Below are 18,589 nucleotides of genomic sequence, written 5' to 3' on the forward strand. Positions count from 1 at the left end.
CCGGCGCCATGGGGTCGAAGGGCTTTCGGCAGGTCGGCCAAATGCTTACGGCTCTCGCGAGGTAGACGGATGACCACCCTGACCGATGGACAGGTCGAGCGGTTCATGGTTGCGACCCAGCGCCGCTTCACCTGGGCGCGCTGCCGCGAGGACATTGCGCCGTTCGTGACGCGCCACGTTACCTGGCGGGCGCTCGCGGCCGGTGACATCCGCTCGAAATATCGCCGCACCATGCTGGGTCCGTGGTGGATCACCGCCACGAATGCGATCACCGCCCTGATCATGGGCGCCGTGGCCGGGCGCTTTCTCGGCGCCGACATGAAGACCTATCTGCCGCACTTCATGGTCAGCATGACGATCTGGAACTTCATCGCGTCGTCGCTGGCCGAGTCCTGCTACACGATGATCAATGCCGGCGGCATGATCAAGGCGGTGGATATGCCGATCCTGATCCATCTGATGCGGATGGTTCAGCGCAACCTGATCGTCTTCCTGCACAACATCGCGATCATCCCGGTGATCTGGCTGATCTATCCCTGGCCGATCGGCTTCGTCAGCCTTCTCAGCGTGTTCGGGTTGGCGCTCGTCTACGTCTTCATCGTCAGCGTGACGATGATCGTGTCGCTGATCTGCGTGCGCTATCGCGACGTCCCGCCGGTGATGAACGCGATCATCCAGCTGCTGTTCTTCGTCTCGCCGATCATCTGGGCGCCGTCGCAGATCAAGGGCGGCGAGTGGGCGGTGGCGCTCAATCCGATCGCCTACCTGCTGGCCGTCACGCGGGACCCGCTGATGGGGACGGCTCCGAGTCTCGCGAGCTGGGCGGGCGCCGTCGCAATCGTCGCCGCCCTGACGGCCGCCATGATCTATATCTACACGCGCTATCGCTCGCGCGTCGTGTACTGGGCCTGACGTTTCATGTCCCGTCCCCGAAATGCCGCTGGATTCGCGTCTCATGCCTCTCATTGAAGCCAAGAACATCGGCATCGAATTTCCGGTGGCGCCGCCGAACGCACGCTCGTTCCGGCATTTGGCAATCGCCGCAGCGTCGCGCGTCGGCGGCAAGGTCTCGCGCAACGAAGGCGCGTTCCAGTTCGTGCAGGCGCTCGACGATGTCAGCTTCACGCTCAAGCAGGGCGATCGGCTCGCGCTGGTCGGCCACAACGGGGCCGGCAAGACCACGCTGATTCGCGTGCTCGCCGGGATCTATGAGCCGACCCGGGGCTCGCTGCGCGTCGTCGGCCGAAATGTCCCGATGTTCGACATCGGACTCGGCATGGATGAAGAGGCCTCCGGCTACGAGAACATCCGGACCCGCGGACTCATCCTGGGACTCAGTCCGGAGGAGATCGATCAGCGGATCCCGGAGATCGTCGAGTTCGCCGAGCTCGGCGACTATCTCGAGCTGCCGATCCGGACCTACTCGTCAGGCATGCTGCTGCGGCTGGTCTTCTCGATCGCGGCCTCGATCTACGGCGACATCGTCCTGATGGACGAATGGATCGCGGTCGGCGATGCGCATTTCCGCAAGAAGACCCACGACCGGCTGCAGGAAATCACCGGACGGTCCGGCATCGTCGTGCTGGCGTCGCACGACCACGGCCTGCTGCGCGAGACCTGCAATCTCGGCCTCTATCTCGACGGCGGACGCGTGCGCGCCTTCGGCGCCCTGGAAGACGTGCTGAAAGAGCTGCCTCCGGCCTGAGTCGCCGATCCGACACCATGCGGCAAATGTTCGTTGAACCATGATCACCACGACCAGCCCTGCTGCCGCCCCGACCGTGACCCTGGTCGTCCCCAACTTCAACCACGCCCATTACCTGCCGGAGTCGCTCGGCAGCATCGCCAGCCAGACCCGCGCGCCGGACCGCGTGATCATCATCGACGACTGTTCGACCGATGACAGCGTCGCGGTGATCTCACGTTTCCTGGCGGAGCGGCCGCATTGGCAGCTGTTGCGGCATGACGTCAACCAGGGCGTCGTCCGCGGCCAGAACGAAGCGCTCGCCGCCGCCGAAACCGACTGGATCGGCTTTCTCGGGGCCGACGACGCCCTGCATCCGACCTATCTCGAAAAGGCGATGGCGCAGGCGGCACGCCATTCGGATGCCGGCCTGATCTTCGCCTGCTGCGAGATCATCGGACCTGACGGTCATTCCGGAGCGCGCAAGCTGCGGCCGATCATGCTGCCTGCCTCGTCCTCGATGATGCTGGCACCGCAGGATGTGCGACGGATCCTCGGCTTCGGTGACAACTACTTTTCCGGTACAACGTCGCTCTATCGGCGCGCCGCACTCCAGGCGCTCGGCGGCTTCGACGCCGAGCTGGGCTCGTTCTCGGACGCCTTCCTGGCCCGGCGGCTCGCGCTGACCCATGGCTGCTACTTCATCGCAGAGGCGCTGGGCTATTGGCGCATCCATGGCCAGAACTACTCGACGGCGACGGCGACCAATCCGGCCATGCTCAACGCCAAGCTGGCCGACATCGGCCGCCTGATCGCGGAAAGCGAGCTATTCCCCGCAGGCTACGAGGACCTGTTCGCGAGGCGCAACCGCTTCGGTGCCGTCAGGACGGTGCTGGGCGACGCGACAGCACCTGCGGCCACGGCCGCGCGCGCCACGGCACTGCTCGGCGGCACGGCTGTCGACCGAAGCCTGCTGCAGTTGCTGCTGAATTGCGGGGCGGTCGGCCGTGTCGCCGCGCTGGTCTGGGCCACCTTGCGGACGCGCCCGATGTCGCTCACGCGCCTGCTCACCCAGAGCAAGGCGCGGCGCGCGATCATTGCCGCCACGCCTGGCTATCGCGCCCCATGACAACGCGCGCACCGATCGGCGCCCTCCGGCATCTGCTGAGCCAACACGGGCCGGGCAAAGGCGCGCCGGCGCCTGCAGCGAGGGGACCGTCGCAGGCGAAACAGCAGTCGGTCTCACGGCCGAAGGCCTGGCTGACGGCAACCGCGTTCCGGCTCTATGCGTTTCTGAGCGCGCGGCGCCGTCAGTTGCTGCCGCTGACCACCCGCGCCGCCGATCTGGTTGACCGCAAGCTGATCATGGCCCCTGCGGGCGCCTCCCTGCTCCGGCTGATGCAGCGGCAGCTCGCATCGGGATCGCCCGTCGGCAAGCTGCTGGCGCGGCTGACCTCGACAACGCTCGCGGCCGCCGCGCAGGTGCATCTCGCAGCCAGCCGAAAGCCGAGCGCATTGCGCGCGGTGCGGATGCTGAATCTGATCTTCCGCAGCAGCGTGCGGTCGCGCAGCGGGGTCGGCGCTCAGGCTTATTTCGCCACGCTCGCGCTCTGCAGCGCCTACGGCCGGATCGTGCGCGAGGTGCCGCGGCCCGAGACGATCGACAGCTTCGCGATCAACTTTGCCGTTGGCGTCGCCCACATGTATCGCGGCAATCCCGCTCTGGCGGCGCATTTCCTCGAGGCGGCCGCGGCATCGGGTGACGGCAATGCGCTGCGCAAGCTCGGCGCGGTCTACGCCTTGGCCGGCAACCACGCCCGGGCGGCCGAGTGCCTCGCGGCATCCGTCGCGCAAGATCCACGCTCGGTGATGGCGCACCAGAACTACGCCGGCGGTTACGACCCATCGACCTACACGCCGAGCCGGTGGGAGCTGGACAATGCCGGCGAGCTCCTGATCTACGACAATCTGATTCAGCTCGGCGAAAACTTCTATCATCAGGGCCGCTACGCCGACACTTTTCGCAGCTACCAGGCGGCGCTCGACCATCAGGACGCGTTGGCGCGCAAATGGTCCATCCCCGAGGCGCTGATCGCGCGGATCGCTGCTTCGAGCAAAATCTTCGATCCCGCGCTTCCGGTGCGGCTGCTCGGCTATGAATGGGTGACGCTGATCGGCCATATCGGCTTCATCGATTGTCATCTACGCATGGTGGCGATGGGAATGCTGCCGCGCGCCAACTACGTCCTGCTCGCTCCGCCGAACAAGGTCGTGAACCAGCCTTTCCTCAGACTGTTTGCCCCGCATGTCACGATCATCGAAGATCCCGCTTTGGTCGACGAACTGCTGCCCTATCAGCGGCTGGTCGGAGATCAGTTCATCGCGATCCGAGGCAAGGATGGGCTCGCCGAGCCATGGGCGCATGCGGCGTCCCGGGCGCAAGTGGCGTGGGCCGAGCAGCAGCGCGGACCGATCGTGAAGGTTGCTCCGGAGCTGATCGATGCGGGCGCCGCCAGGCTGCGCGTGGCCGGCGTTACGGCGGACTGGTTCGTCGCGATGCATATCCGCGAGGGCGGCTATCACGGCGACGGGCCGGGCACCACGCGCCAGCATCGTTCAGCTGACGTCGGTGACTACATGGACGCGATCGCAGCGGTGACCGCGCGTGGCGGCGCCGTCATCCGTCTCGGCGACCCCAGCATGACACCACTGCGCGACGTGCCCGGCGTGTTCGACTACGCGCACAGCGAGCTCAAATCGGCAGAGATGGACCTGTATCTCTGCGCTGCCGCACGCCTCTTCGTCGGAACGACGTCGGGACTGACGACGGCGGTCCAGGCGCTCGGAACGCCGATGCTGCTGGTCAACTGCATCTCCAACGATTGTCAGTTCTGGCACGAGCGCACCGATTTCACCGTTCGCCCGGTCTACGATCGACGGAACCGTCGCTATCTTTCGCTGAAGGAGACCTACAACCAGCCGTTGCAGGCGCTGCTGATCGATACCGCCGTGCTGGCGCGTCATGGGCTCGAGATCCATCCCAACACGGCTGCTGATATCAGCGAGGCCGTCCGCTACAAGCTCGATTGCCTGGATGGAATCGGCCGGCCGCTGCGCGCGGGCGGGCCCCTGCTCGAGCACTATCGCAGCACTCTAGCCGACAACCCCTACAATTTCGGTGCCGCGTTACCGGTGCCGGCGCTGCTCGATCGCTTGCCGGAACTGCTGGACTGACGCCACCGTCGAGCGCGCGTTCGATCTCCGCCCCGCCCAAAGTTTTTTGCCTCGAAGACCTCATTAACCAACGGGCGAGATCATCAGCCTGATAGATAGCATTGGCACGGTCGCGAATCGGCTCACGCGCGAGCAGGAATCGTCGTTTCAGTGCTGCTCACGCGACTGGCTGGGACCGAAGCAATGGCTGGGTTTTTAAGGGATTCAACGAGCGCCGGCATGTTCGATGAGGACGTTGGTCCGCCCCCTTCGGATCCGGTCGAGCCTCCCGATGAGGCGGTCGAGGCTCAGCTCGCGCAGGGCGATTTCGGCGGCATCGGCTCCGTCACGGCGGTCAGCGCCGGCGGCCTGACCATCAATCTGCTGTTCGATGCTGCGGCGATGGCCGCGCCCGCAAGCTTCCGGGCCGGCATTCAGCAGGCGGCCGCGATCCTCACCTCGATGATCTCCGACCACATCACGGTCAACATGAAGATCGACTACAGCGGCACTGGCGGCGGCGCAGCCGCCGGCCCTGATGCCGGTCAATGGATGACGTATTCGAGCGTCAGGTCCAACCTTATCAACAATGCCAGTCCGGGCGACACGACCTTTAATGCATTGCCGGCGACATCCAGCATTCAGGGCCAGTCCTACGTCGCGGTGTGGAATTCGCAGCTGAAGCTATGGGGCGGACTCGCCGCCAACGACACAACCACAGATGATGGAAGCGCGACGTTTGCCACCGACATCAATCCCAGCCTTCTGGTCGGCGTCGCGCTCCACGAGCTGACCCACGCGTTCGGCCGCGTCCCCTACGGGCCGCAACCCGACGTCTTCGATCTGTTCCGGTTCTCGAGCCCCGGTGTCAGGCTGATGACCGGCGGCGCAACGGCCGGGACCGCCTACTTCTCGATCGACGGCGGAATCACCAAGCTCGGAGACTACGGCCAATCTTCCGATCCGAGCGACTTCCTGAACAGCGGCGTCCAGGGGGCCAACGACCCGTTCAACGAGTTCTACACCGGCAGCACCCTGCAGACGTTGACCACCGTCGACCTCAAGCAGATGGACGCGCTCGGCTTTCATCTCGTCTCCGCGGCACCCGTGACGATCGAGGCGCTCGGCTCGACCAGCCTGGTCCAGCTGGGCTTGAGCTACTTTCTCAATCCGGTCGGCGGCGGCACCGGACCGCAGATCAAGTTCGGCGGCAGCACCGTTCAACCGGGCCAGTTCGGCGGATGGACGCCGATCGGGGCCGAGATCAACGGAGGCGGCTATCAGATTGCCTGGAAGGTGACCGGCTCCGACTTCTATACCGTCTGGAACACCGATAGCAGCGGCAACTACACGGCCAACGCCATTGGTGCCGTCTCGGGAGGCTCAGCCGCATTCGAGGCGTTCGAGACCAGCTTTCACCAAGACCTCAATGGCGACGGCTCGATCGGCGCAGCGACGACGGTCATTGAGGCGCTCGGATCGACCAGCCTGGTGCAGTCCGGCTCGAACTACTTCATGAACCCGGTCGGCGGCGGCACGGGACCTCAGATCAAGTTTGGCGGCTCGGTCATCACCGTCGGCCAGTTCGGCGGCATGAATCCGATCGCCGCGGAAGCCGTCGGCGGCGGCTATCAGGTGGCCTGGAAAATGGCCGGCCAGGACCTCTATACGGTCTGGAACACCGACAGCAGCGGCAACTACACGGCCAACGCGATCGGCGCCGTGGATCACGCCAGCAGCGCCCTGGCCGCGCTCGAGACGAACTTCCAACAGGACCTCAATGGCGACGGCTCGATCGGCGTACCGGCGACGGTCATTGAGGCGCTCGGATCGACCAGCCTGGTCCAGTCCAGCGCGAACTACTTCATGAACCCGGTCGGCGGCGGCACGGGACCTCAGATCAAGTTTGGCGGCTCGGTCGTCACCGTCGGCCAGTTCGGCGGCATGAATCCGATCGGCGCGGAAGCCGTCGGCGGCGGCTATCAGGTGGCCTGGAAAATGGCCGGTCAGGACCTCTATACGGCCTGGAACACCGACAGCAGCGGCAACTACACGACCAACGCGATCGGCGCCGTGAACGGCGCCAGCAGCGCGCTGATCAACCTCGAGACCGATTTTCACCAGGATCTTAATGGCGACGGAATCATCGGCGCCGTCGGCGTTGTTTCGACGGTGATCGAATCCTTCGGCTCCACCAGTCTGGTGCAGTCCGGCTCGAACTATTTCATGAACCCGGTCGGCGGCGGCACGGGACCTCAGATCAAGTTTGGCGGCTCGGTCGTCACCGTCGGCCAGTTCGGCGGCATGAATCCGATCGGCGCGGAAGCCGTCGGCGGCGGCTATCAGGTGGCCTGGAAAATGGCCGGTCAGGACCTCTATACGGCCTGGAACACCGACAGCAGCGGCAACTACACGACCAACGCGATCGGCGCCGTGAACGGCGCCAGCAGCGCGCTGATCAACCTCGAGACCGATTTTCACCAGGATCTTAATGGCGACGGAATCATCGGCGCCGTCGGCGTTGTTTCGACGGTGATCGAATCCTTCGGCTCCACCAGTCTGGTGCAGTCCGGCTCGAACTATTTCATGAACCCGGTCGGCGGCGGCACGGGACCTCAGATCAAGTTTGGCGGCTCGGTCGTCACCGTCGGCCAGTTCGGCGGCATGAATCCGATCGGCGCGGAAGCCGTCGGCGGCGGCTATCAGGTGGCCTGGAAAATGGCCGGTCAGGACCTCTATACGGCCTGGAACACCGACAGCAGCGGCAACTACACGACCAACGCGATCGGCGCCGTGAACGGCGCCAGCAGCGCGCTGATCAACCTCGAGACCGATTTTCACCAGGATCTTAATGGCGACGGAATCATCGGCGCCGTCGGCGTTGTTTCGACGGTGATCGAATCCTTCGGCTCCACCAGTCTGGTGCAGTCCGGCTCGAACTATTTCATGAACCCGGTCGGCGGCGGCACGGGACCTCAGATCAAGTTTGGCGGCTCGGTCGTCACCGTCGGCCAGTTCGGCGGCATGAATCCGATCGGCGCGGAAGCCGTCGGCGGCGGCTATCAGGTGGCCTGGAAAATGGCCGGTCAGGACCTCTATACGGCCTGGAACACCGACAGCAGCGGCAACTACACGACCAACGCGATCGGCGCCGTGAACGGCGCCAGCAGCGCGCTGATCAACCTCGAGACCGATTTTCACCAGGATCTTAATGGCGACGGAATCATCGGCGCCGTCGGCGTTGTTTCGACGGTGATCGAATCCTTCGGCTCCACCAGTCTGGTGCAGTCCGGCTCGAACTATTTCATGAACCCGGTCGGCGGCGGCACGGGACCTCAGATCAAGTTTGGCGGCTCGGTCGTCACCGTCGGCCAGTTCGGCGGCATGAATCCGATCGGCGCGGAAGCCGTCGGCGGCGGCTATCAGGTGGCCTGGAAAATGGCCGGTCAGGACCTCTATACGGCCTGGAACACCGACAGCAGCGGCAACTACACGACCAACGCGATCGGCGCCGTGAACGGCGCCAGCAGCGCGCTGATCAACCTCGAGACCGATTTTCACCAGGATCTTAATGGCGACGGAATCATCGGCGCCGTCGGCGTTGTTTCGACGGTGATCGAATCCTTCGGCTCCACCAGTCTGGTGCAGTCCGGCTCGAACTATTTCATGAACCCGGTCGGCGGCGGCACGGGACCTCAGATCAAGTTTGGCGGCTCGGTCGTCACCGTCGGCCAGTTCGGCGGCATGAATCCGATCGGCGCGGAAGCCGTCGGCGGCGGCTATCAGGTGGCCTGGAAAATGGCCGGTCAGGACCTCTATACGGCCTGGAACACCGACAGCAGCGGCAACTACACGACCAACGCGATCGGCGCCGTGAACGGCGCCAGCAGCGCGCTGATCAACCTCGAGACCGATTTTCACCAGGATCTTAATGGCGACGGAATCATCGGCGCCGTCGGCGTTGTTTCGACGGTGATCGAATCCTTCGGCTCCACCAGTCTGGTGCAGTCCGGCTCGAACTATTTCATGAACCCGGTCGGCGGCGGCACGGGACCTCAGATCAAGTTTGGCGGCTCGGTCGTCACCGTCGGCCAGTTCGGCGGCATGAATCCGATCGGCGCGGAAGCCGTCGGCGGCGGCTATCAGGTGGCCTGGAAAATGGCCGGTCAGGACCTCTATACGGCCTGGAACACCGACAGCAGCGGCAACTACACGACCAACGCGATCGGCGCCGTGAACGGCGCCAGCAGCGCGCTGATCAACCTCGAGACCGATTTTCACCAGGATCTTAATGGCGACGGAATCATCGGCGCCGTCGGCGTTGTTTCGACGGTGATCGAATCCTTCGGCTCCACCAGTCTGGTGCAGTCCGGCTCGAACTATTTCATGAACCCGGTCGGCGGCGGCACGGGACCTCAGATCAAGTTTGGCGGCTCGGTCGTCACCGTCGGCCAGTTCGGCGGCATGAATCCGATCGGCGCGGAAGCCGTCGGCGGCGGCTATCAGGTGGCCTGGAAAATGGCCGGTCAGGACCTCTATACGGCCTGGAACACCGACAGCAGCGGCAACTACACGACCAACGCGATCGGCGCCGTGAACGGCGCCAGCAGCGCGCTGATCAACCTCGAGACCGATTTTCACCAGGATCTTAATGGCGACGGAATCATCGGCGCCGTCGGCGTTGTTTCGACGGTGATCGAATCCTTCGGCTCCACCAGTCTGGTGCAGTCCGGCTCGAACTATTTCATGAACCCGGTCGGCGGCGGCACGGGACCTCAGATCAAGTTTGGCGGCTCGGTCGTCACCGTCGGCCAGTTCGGCGGCATGAATCCGATCGGCGCGGAAGCCGTCGGCGGCGGCTATCAGGTGGCCTGGAAAATGGCCGGTCAGGACCTCTATACGGCCTGGAACACCGACAGCAGCGGCAACTACACGACCAACGCGATCGGCGCCGTGAACGGCGCCAGCAGCGCGCTGATCAACCTCGAGACCGATTTTCACCAGGATCTTAATGGCGACGGAATCATCGGCGCCGTCGGCGTTGTTTCGACGGTGATCGAATCCTTCGGCTCCACCAGTCTGGTGCAGTCCGGCTCGAACTATTTCATGAACCCGGTCGGCGGCGGCACGGGACCTCAGATCAAGTTTGGCGGCTCGGTCGTCACCGTCGGCCAGTTCGGCGGCATGAATCCGATCGGCGCGGAAGCCGTCGGCGGCGGCTATCAGGTGGCCTGGAAAATGGCCGGTCAGGACCTCTATACGGCCTGGAACACCGACAGCAGCGGCAACTACACGACCAACGCGATCGGCGCCGTGAACGGCGCCAGCAGCGCGCTGATCAACCTCGAGACCGATTTTCACCAGGATCTTAATGGCGACGGAATCATCGGCGCCGTCGGCGTTGTTTCGACGGTGATCGAATCCTTCGGCTCCACCAGTCTGGTGCAGTCCGGCTCGAACTATTTCATGAACCCGGTCGGCGGCGGCACGGGACCTCAGATCAAGTTTGGCGGCTCGGTCGTCACCGTCGGCCAGTTCGGCGGCATGAATCCGATCGGCGCGGAAGCCGTCGGCGGCGGCTATCTGGTGGCCTGGAAAATGGCCGGCCAGGACCTCTATACGGTTTGGAATACCGATAGCAGCGGCAACTACACGACCAATGCCATCGGCGCCGTGAACGGCGCCAGCAGCGCGCTGACCAGCCTCGAAGCCAGCTTCCACCAGGATCTCAATGGCAACGGGTTCTTCGGCACCGTCGCAGCTGTCGCAACGGTGATCGAATCCTTGGGATCCACCAGCCTCGTGCAGTCGAGCTCGACCTACTCCCTCGATGCAGTCGGCGGCGGCACCGGTCCGAAGGTCTCGTTCGACGGCAGCGTGGTGACCGCCGGTCAGTTCGGTGGATGGACTCCGATCGGCGCGGAGGCCACGGCCGGCGGCTACCAGATCGCCTGGAAAATGGCCGGCCAGGACATCTACACGGTCTGGAACACCGACACCGGCGGCAACTATGTCGGGAACGCGATCGGCGCCGTTGCGGGCAGCTCCGCCTCGCTCGAAGCCCTGGAGAGCAGTTTCAACCAGGACCTGAATGGCGACGGCACGACCGGTCTTCTCTCGCACGTCGGATCGCTCACGGCGAGCACGCAATCCGCGCCGACCTCCGGCAGCGCCAATACCGTCGTGACGATATCAGCCGGCTTCGGCGGTGAACTCATCGGCTTCGGCAGCACGGCCGACCCGATTGACGTCACGAACATGGCATTCGCATCGCTGCAGACGCATTTCGACGCTGCGAGCGGCCAGCTGTCGATGAGCGACGGGACCAACAACGCGTCGTTTCACTTTACCGGCTCGCTGTCGCAGGACGGCTTCCACTTCGCCTCGGACGGCCAGGGCGGGACGCTGATCTCCGGCAGCGCAGCCATCCAGGGCCAGGCAAGCGCCTCCGTGTCGCTGCAGGGTCATGACACCTTTGTCTTCGCCCAGCATTTCGGACAGGTGAGCATCGCCGATTTCACGGTTGGAGCCGACAGGATCGTATTCAGCCAGAACGTCTTCGCCGACCAGTCCGCCGTGCAGGCGGCCATCCACCAGGATGCCGCGGGCAACGCCGTGATCACCGACGCGGCACAGGACACCATCACGATCGAGCACGTGTCGGCGGCGGAGCTGTTGTCCCACCTGTCGAGCTTCCATCTGGTCTGACCGGCGGGATCTGGGATTTCACCGGCGCCTGTCCGTTCGGACGGCCCCCATCGGTTTTCCGCCTTGCTTGCGGCGCATAACGGCTCGCGCGAGAGCGGCTCTTGGCCTATACGGCGCCAAGACCGACTGAGCCCGCCTGCCTGAGACCGTGAGTTTGGATGTCCCCGCCCCGCTCCCCCGTGCCGCGCCGCCTGCTCTACGTGGCCAACGAGGATTTCGCCTTTCTGATGCATCGCCTGCCGATGGCCCGTGCAGCGCGCGAGGCCGGCTACGAGGTGCATGTGGCGACCAACGTCAACGCCGGCGCGGCCGCGATCGAAGCCGAGCGCTTCATCCTGCACCCGATCCCGTTCCGGCGCGGCGGCCTGTCGCCGTCGACGGCCCTGCCGACGATCCGCGCCATCCGCGCCGTGGAGGCTGCGATCAAGCCGGACGTCGTGCACCATTCCGGGCTGCAATCGAGCGTGCTTGGCTCGCTGGCCGCGCTCGGACGGGCCACGCCCGTCGTCAACGCCATGACCGGCCTCGGCTATGTCTTCACGTCGTCGAGCTGGCGCTCGCGCCTGCTCAAGCAGGGCCTGCTGAGGCTGCTGCCGCGGCTCATGAACCGGGCATCGAGTTGCGTGCTGGTGCAGAATCCGGACGATCGCGACGCGCTGCAGGCCATGGGTGTCAGAGGCGACAAGATCACGCTGATCCCAGGCTCGGGTGTCGATACCGAGCGCTTCCAGCCCCTGCCCGAGCCGGACGGATCGATCACCTTCGGTTTTGCCGGCCGGCTGCTGACCGACAAGGGTGTCCGGGCGCTGGTCGCAGCTCACCGCATGTTGCGCCAGCAAGGCAACGACTATCAGCTCCTGATAGCCGGCTCTCCCGATCCCGCCAATCCGGCCTCGGTGTCGGCCGAGGAGGTCGAAGCCTGGCGCCGCGAAGCCGGCATGACCCTGCTCGGCCAGATCAAGGACATCACCGAACTCTGGCGGCGCTGCCACATCGCCGTGCTGCCGTCACATCGCGAAGGACTTCCGGTGAGCCTGCTCGAAGCCGCAGCCTGCGGCCGGCCACTGATCTCCACCGACGCGCCCGGCTGCCGTGAGATCGCGATCCATGGCCAGACCGGGCTGTCGGTCCCCATCGAGGATGCAGCCGCGCTGGCGCAGGCCATGGCGCAATTGGCGACCTCGCCCGGGCTGCGCGCCCGTTATGGCGCGTCCGCTCGTCAACTGGTCGAGGACAAGCTGTCCGCGCGGATCATCGGCCGCTCGGTCGTCGCGCTCTATGACCGCCTCACTACGGCTGCGGGTGCGCGCGGATGATCGCCGATCCAGCCGCCATTGCCGTTGCCATCGCCGTTCTCGCGGCCGCGATGTGCGCTGTCCTGATCGTGCTGCTGCGTCCGCTGCTGCAACGCTATGCGCTGGCACGGCCGAACGCCCGTTCGTCGCACAAGATCCCGACCCCGCAGGGCGCGGGGATCGCGGTGGTCGGCGCGACGCTCGTGGTCGGTGGTGCGTTCGCGTCCGTCATGGGCTTTGCGCCGATCCTGATGCTGTTCATTGCCGTACCGATGCTGGGGCTGGTCGGCCTGGTCGACGACATCAGGCCGATCCCGGTGCTGCCGCGCTTCGTCCTGCAGGGGCTCGCGGTCGGCCTGGTCGTCTTCGCCGCTCCGGATGACCTTCGGCTGTTTCCAATCCCGCTGCTGCTCGAGCGCACCTTGCTGCTGATCGCCGGCCTCTGGTTCGTCAACCTCGTCAACTTCATGGACGGGCTCGACCTGATGACCGTGGCCGAGACGGTGCCGATCACGGCAACCCTGGTCATGTTCGGCCTCTCCGGTGAGCTGCCATGGCCGGCGACCGCCATCGCCGCAGCGCTCTGCGGCGCGATGCTCGGCTTTGCGCCCTTCAACCGTCCTGTCGCAAAAGTCTTTCTCGGCGATGTCGGCAGCCTGCCGATCGGACTGCTGATGGGCTGGGGCCTGCTCGTCCTGGCGTGGCAGGGATACATCGCTGCGGCGCTGCTGCTGCCGCTGTACTATCTCTTCGATGCCACCTTCACGCTGCTGCGGCGGATGGCCCGGCGCGAGCCGTTCTGGGCGGCGCATCGCACGCATTTCTATCAGCGCGCCACCGACAACGGCTTTGCCGTCACGCGTGTCGTCGGCGAGGTGTTCGCTCTCAATATTGCTCTCGCCGTGCTCGCCAGCGTCTCGATCGTGCTGCGCTCGACGGCCGCCGACGGCATTCTGCTCGTGATCGGTCTTGGCGCAGTGGCTTACCTGCTGCGGCGCTTCTCGCGACCGCGCTCACGCGGCGCTTGAGCCGAACTCGGGCACGGCATCCTTCAGCACCGACTTGATCGTGACCGGATCATTGCGCGCGATGGCCTGGTCGAGCGCCGCAATCCACGCCTTCAGCGTCTGCATCGGAGGCTCGTTCGGCGTGGCCGCCATGATGCCGGCCACACCGATCTCGACCGGCGGCTCCTCGCTCGCGAACAGGATCTCATTGAGCCGCTCGCCCGGACGGATGCCGGTGAACTTGATCTCGATGTCGTAGCCCGGCTGCAAGCCCGAGAGCCGGATCATGCGCTCGGCCAGCTCCACGATGCGGACCGGCTGGCCCATGTTGAGCACGTAAACCGAGACGTCCGGCCGTTGCGGCGCCAGGGCATGCGAGGCCGCAGTGATCACGAGATCGCAGGCTTCGCGGATGGTCATGAAGTAACGCACCATGTCTGGATGCGTCACGGTCACCGGGCCGCCAGCGTCGATCTGCGCCTTGAACTTCGGCACCACCGAGCCGTTCGATGCCAGCACGTTGCCGAACCGCACCGAGATCAACCGCATCGGCGGCCGGCCCACCGGCCGCTCGGCGAGCTGGCGGTCGAGCGCCTGGCAGTACATCTCGGCGAAACGCTTGGTGAGGCCGAGCATCGAGACCGGCTCGATCGCCTTGTCGGTCGAGATCATCACCATCGCCTCGGCGCCCGAGGCCACTGCGGCATCGGCCACGTTGATCGAGCCGAAGATGTTGGTCTTGACGCCCTCGCTCCAATCGCGCTCGAGGATCGGCACGTGTTTCAGGGCGGCGGCGTGGAACACGAGATCGGGCTTGAATTCGCCGATCAGTGCGAACACCCTGTCGCGATCGCGGATATCGGCAATGCGGCCCTCGACGGCGACGTTCACCTCGGGACCGGCCGCGAGCACCTCGGTGATCGCATAGAGCGCCGGCTCGGAGTTTTCGAGAATGAGCAACCGCGCTGCGCCGAACGCGACGACACGCTGGCAGATCTCGGCCCCGATCGAACCGCCACCGCCGGTGACGACGACCGCCTTGCCGCGCACCAGCGCTTCCAGCCGGCCATAATCGATCTTCTCGCTCGGACGCAGCAGGAGATCCTCGACGGCGACTGGCGCCAGCCGGGGGGCATCGCCGCTCTCCAGCGACGGCAACCGGCTGACGATCAGGCGCAGCCGGCGGGTGCGCATCAGGAAGGTCTCCGGATGGCAGTCGGGCTCGAACGCCGACGGCATCATCAAGGCCCGCGCGATCGGGCGATCACGGCGGGCAAAGTCGGCAGCGACGTCCTCGATGTCGTCGATGCCGCCCAGCACCGGAACGCCGCGGATCAGTTGGCCGCGATCGGCGGTGGACGGTGACAGAATGCCGATCGGCCAGATGCGCTTGACCGCGCCGCTTTCGATGCCCCGCAGCACGACCTCGGCATCGGCCGCACGACCGATCAGCAGCGCCGGCGCCGCGTCCTCCGACCTCGCATGACGACGCACCCGCGTGTAGCGGAAATAGCGGTAGGCAAACCGCAGCGTGCTGAGCGCGAAGATCTCCAGGAACCAGAACAGGATGATGGTGAGCTTGCCAAAGAAGAAGGTGCCGCGGACGTTGGGCGCGACGATGATGTAGTCGAGCACCAGAAAGGCGAGCGTCAGCACGGTCGCGACGCGCACGATGTTGAGCGCATCCGGCAACGAAATGAACCGCCACTTCGTGGTCAGGAGATCAGAAAAATAGAAGACGACGAAGCTGAAGGCGATGAAGTAAGGCAGGATCTGCAGCAGCAGCGGCACCCGCTCCCAGAACGAGCTGGCGCCTTCGAAGCGGATGTAGAACGCGGCGAACAGCGCGACTGTGCTGACCAGGAGGTCATGCACGGCGATCAGCAGGTTCCGCGAGGTCAGTTGAGACAAACGCGTCATGCCACGGCTTGCCCCTGCACGTCCTCAACCTTTGAATTTGCGCGCATCAACATGCCGCCGGCGACGCCCACGCCGATCACATACATCCACCCCTCGTGAAAATCGAAAATGTGGGAGTTGAACAGCGACGTGAAAATATTCTGCACGACGACGAGCAGTCCGATCCAGGGTACGAAACCGTCACCGCGGAACAGCAGCAGGTGGACCGCCCACATGACGTAGAGAATGATGATCCCTACCGTTCCCCACTGCACGGCGACGTTGAGCGTCTGATTGTGCGGATTGCCGACGACCTGACTCGAGGAGACGTTGGAACCGCTAGCGGCTAATTCGAACAGATGGCGCGTCGAACCCGAGCCATGTCCGATCAGCGGAGCATCGGCGAAGAAGCGCAGCGATTTGCGCCAGAACTCCAGCCGCTCGCCGATCGACGTGATGCCTTGGTCGTTCCTGTAGCCCTCATACTGCGTCGTGAACGTCGCCACCTTGCTCTGCAATTGCGGCGAGACCGACCATGCCGCCAGACCGACCAGGATCGCGCCGACCGCGATCAGCAGGTTGGCCCGCCATTTCAGGTGGATCAGGCCGAACACGCCGAGCAGGATCGGGATCGTCACCAGCGCGGTGCGCGAGACGACGACGAAAACCATGTTGGCGAGAAATGCGAACATGACGGCGGTGAGGAGAACGGCCGCACCGAACCGGCGAGCGCGCACGAGCTGGGCGATCGGATAGGCGAGCGCCACGGCGCAAAGCGAGAATTCCTGGCCCTGGTCGATGTAGTTCTTCACGAAGATGCCGTGATCGGCATTGGCCTTGAGAGCCAGCGACGGATTGAACGCGACCGCCGTGGACATGACGACCATCAGCACGCAGGAGACGAGAAACGCGGTGAAGACCCACAGCCCGCGCTCGGAGCGCTGGAAGTGATAGAACAGCGCCGGCAGCACCAGCAGCTTGGCCGCCGGCCCGATCGCATAGAGCCGTGCGCCCCACGCCGCGTCAGACCACAGCGTTCCGACCAATGCCAGCACGAACATCGCGATCGGCGCCCACGAGATCGGCCGCCTCAGGATCTGCAGCAACCGATCCAGGTCGAGGAACGGCACCATCGTGATCAGCATGACGACGCCGAGAATCGAGACCAGCGACGTCGACCAGGGCAGCGCGGCGGCGAGCAGGATCGCGACGACGTCACCCGTGGTTCGCCACGCGGCCGGGTCGCGCCAACGGCGCGCCAGCAGCGCCGGCCCCGGATGCCCTGCCAGCGCGCTCATCGCAGCTCGCTCCGGGCGCGGTCGACCAGCGCCGTCGTGCTGTGTCCCCTGAGAATGTCGATCAGGATCACCTGGCCGCCGCCGGCCTCGACGACCTCGTGTCCGACGACCTGCTCGCGCGTGTAGTCGCCGCCCTTGACCAGCACGCTCGGCCGGACCAGCTCGATCAGGCGCAGCGGCGTGTCCTCCGCAAAGATGGCGACAATGTCCACCGCCTCTAGCGCGGCCAGGACTTCCGCACGGGCGCGCTCGTCCTGCACCGGACGGCTCTCTCCCTTCAGCCGCTTGACCGATGCATCGCTGTTCAGTCCGACCACCAGGCGGTCGCAGGCAGCCCGCGCCGCCGTCAGCACCTTCACATGACCCGGGTGCAGAATGTCGAAGCAGCCATTGGTGAAGCCGACGCGCAGTCCCTCGCCGCGCCACGCGGCGACACGAGTTGCGAGCTCGCCGTCGTTGTCGATGATCTTCTCCTCGGCCGCCCGATACGCATGCGGCAGGATCTTGCTGCGCAGCTCCGCCGAGGTCACGCTGGCCGTCCCCTGCTTGCTGACGGCCACGGCAGCGGCGGCACTCGCCATCCGCAAGGCGTCTTCCCATGCGGCGCCCGCCGCGAGCGTCGCGGCGAGAACGGCGACCACCGTATCGCCGGCGCCGGAGACGTCGCGCACCTTGACCGGATAGGCCGGCACGTGAACCGGATCACCCTGGCGCGGCACCAGGGTCATGCCGCGCTCGCTCTGCGTCACCAGGATCGCCTCGCAATCGGCGAGATAGATCGCATCCTGCGCAGCCGCGGCGATCTCCTGCTCCGTCTCGGCGCGGCTGCGGGTCGCCTCCGAAAACTCCTTGCGGTTCGGCGTCAGCACGCTGGCGCCGCGATAGATCGCGAGGTTCGAGCTCTTGGGATCGACGATCACGCGCTTGCCCGCCTTGCGCGCGGCGTCGATCACGTTGCGCAGGACACGCGCGGTCAGCACGCCCTTGGCGTAGTCCGACAGCAGCACGATGTCGGCGCGCGCCAGCAACGGCAGGATCGCATCGATCAGCTTCTGCTCGATGTCGCCGGCCGCCGGCGCGGCACGCTCCCAGTCGGCGCGCAGCATGTGGGTGGAGAAATGCTCCGAGACGAAGCGGACCTTGCGCGTCGTCGGCCGCGTAGGATCGCGCACCAGCAAGCTCTCGATGCCCGCGACCTTGGCGAGCTCGGCCTGAAGCTGATCGCCAGCCGCATCCTGCCCCACCAGGCCGACGAAGATGCAGCGCGCGCCCAGCGCGGCGATGTTGCGCGCGACATTGCCGGCGCCCCCGATATTGGTCTCGCTGCGCTGAACGGCGATGACGGGGGCCGGCGCCTCGGGCGAAATCCGCGACACCTCGCCATAGACGAACTCGTCCAGCATGAGGTCGCCGACGCACAGCACCGTCTGGCGGGCGATCGCTTGCGAGAGATCGTCAAAGTCGAACATCAGCGGCAGTCTCGGT

The 18,589-nt window shown here is 65.4% G+C and carries 10 protein-coding genes; 7 read left to right on the forward strand and 3 right to left on the reverse strand.

Translation table 11 applies throughout. The annotated features are described in order from the left end of the window. Window positions 1-69 precede the first annotated feature (69 nt). The 7 genes from ACQR07_RS05235 to ACQR07_RS05265 all read left to right on the forward strand — a co-directional run bounded on the left by ACQR07_RS05235 (window position 70) and on the right by ACQR07_RS05265 (window position 13,928). A complete protein-coding gene (locus ACQR07_RS05235; RefSeq protein ID WP_434901278.1) occupies window positions 70-912 on the forward strand; it encodes an ABC transporter permease in 843 nt (280 codons plus the stop codon). A gap of 43 nt (window positions 913-955) precedes the next feature. Continuing rightward, entirely contained in the window at window positions 956-1,705 is a 750-nt protein-coding gene (locus ACQR07_RS05240) for an ABC transporter ATP-binding protein (RefSeq protein WP_434901279.1), read from the forward strand. A 40-nt stretch (window positions 1,706-1,745) separates the two neighbouring features. After that, window positions 1,746-2,813, forward strand: coding sequence for a glycosyltransferase family 2 protein (locus tag ACQR07_RS05245; RefSeq protein ID WP_434901280.1), 1,068 nt, complete (start codon window positions 1,746-1,748; stop codon window positions 2,811-2,813). Further along, window positions 2,810-4,918 carry a TIGR04372 family glycosyltransferase gene (locus ACQR07_RS05250; RefSeq protein ID WP_434901281.1) on the forward strand — a complete coding sequence of 703 codons (2,109 nt, stop codon included), beginning with the start codon at window positions 2,810-2,812 and terminating at the stop codon, window positions 4,916-4,918. The genes ACQR07_RS05245 and ACQR07_RS05250 overlap by 4 nt, the downstream gene beginning before the upstream one ends. Before the next feature lie 219 nt (window positions 4,919-5,137). Further along, window positions 5,138-11,605 carry an NF038122 family metalloprotease gene (locus tag ACQR07_RS05255; protein ID WP_434901282.1) on the forward strand — a complete coding sequence of 2,156 codons (6,468 nt, stop codon included), beginning with the start codon at window positions 5,138-5,140 and terminating at the stop codon, window positions 11,603-11,605. Between the two features lie 158 nt (window positions 11,606-11,763). Then, window positions 11,764-12,921 (forward strand): glycosyltransferase family 4 protein, encoded by a 1,158-nt coding sequence (locus tag ACQR07_RS05260; protein ID WP_434901283.1) that lies wholly within the window; start codon window positions 11,764-11,766, stop codon window positions 12,919-12,921. Next, on the forward strand, window positions 12,918-13,928 hold the full coding sequence (locus ACQR07_RS05265; RefSeq protein ID WP_434901284.1) for an MraY family glycosyltransferase: 1,011 nt from the start codon (window positions 12,918-12,920) through the stop codon (window positions 13,926-13,928). Before ACQR07_RS05260 ends, ACQR07_RS05265 begins: the two co-directional genes overlap by 4 nt. Here the strand turns inward: ACQR07_RS05265 and ACQR07_RS05270 are convergent. Genes ACQR07_RS05270 through rfaE1 form a run of 3 tightly spaced genes read right to left on the reverse strand, consistent with a single transcriptional unit; the run spans window position 13,914 to window position 18,573 of the window. Continuing rightward, window positions 13,914-15,827, reverse strand: a complete 1,914-nt coding sequence (locus ACQR07_RS05270) for a polysaccharide biosynthesis protein (RefSeq protein WP_434901285.1) — start codon at window positions 15,825-15,827, stop codon at window positions 13,914-13,916. The genes ACQR07_RS05265 and ACQR07_RS05270 overlap by 15 nt on opposite strands. Beyond that, window positions 15,824-17,104: an O-antigen ligase family protein gene (locus ACQR07_RS05275; RefSeq protein WP_434901286.1), complete on the reverse strand. Its 1,281-nt coding sequence runs from the start codon at window positions 17,102-17,104 to the stop codon at window positions 15,824-15,826. The genes ACQR07_RS05270 and ACQR07_RS05275 overlap by 4 nt, the downstream gene beginning before the upstream one ends. Then, window positions 17,101-18,573 (reverse strand): D-glycero-beta-D-manno-heptose-7-phosphate kinase, encoded by a 1,473-nt coding sequence (gene rfaE1 / locus ACQR07_RS05280; protein WP_434901287.1) that lies wholly within the window; start codon window positions 18,571-18,573, stop codon window positions 17,101-17,103. The genes ACQR07_RS05275 and rfaE1 overlap by 4 nt, the downstream gene beginning before the upstream one ends. Window positions 18,574-18,589 lie beyond the last annotated feature (16 nt).

Source organism: Bradyrhizobium sp. HKCCYLS20291 (assembly GCF_051167715.1).
Taxonomy (GTDB): Bacteria; Pseudomonadota; Alphaproteobacteria; order Rhizobiales; family Xanthobacteraceae; genus Bradyrhizobium.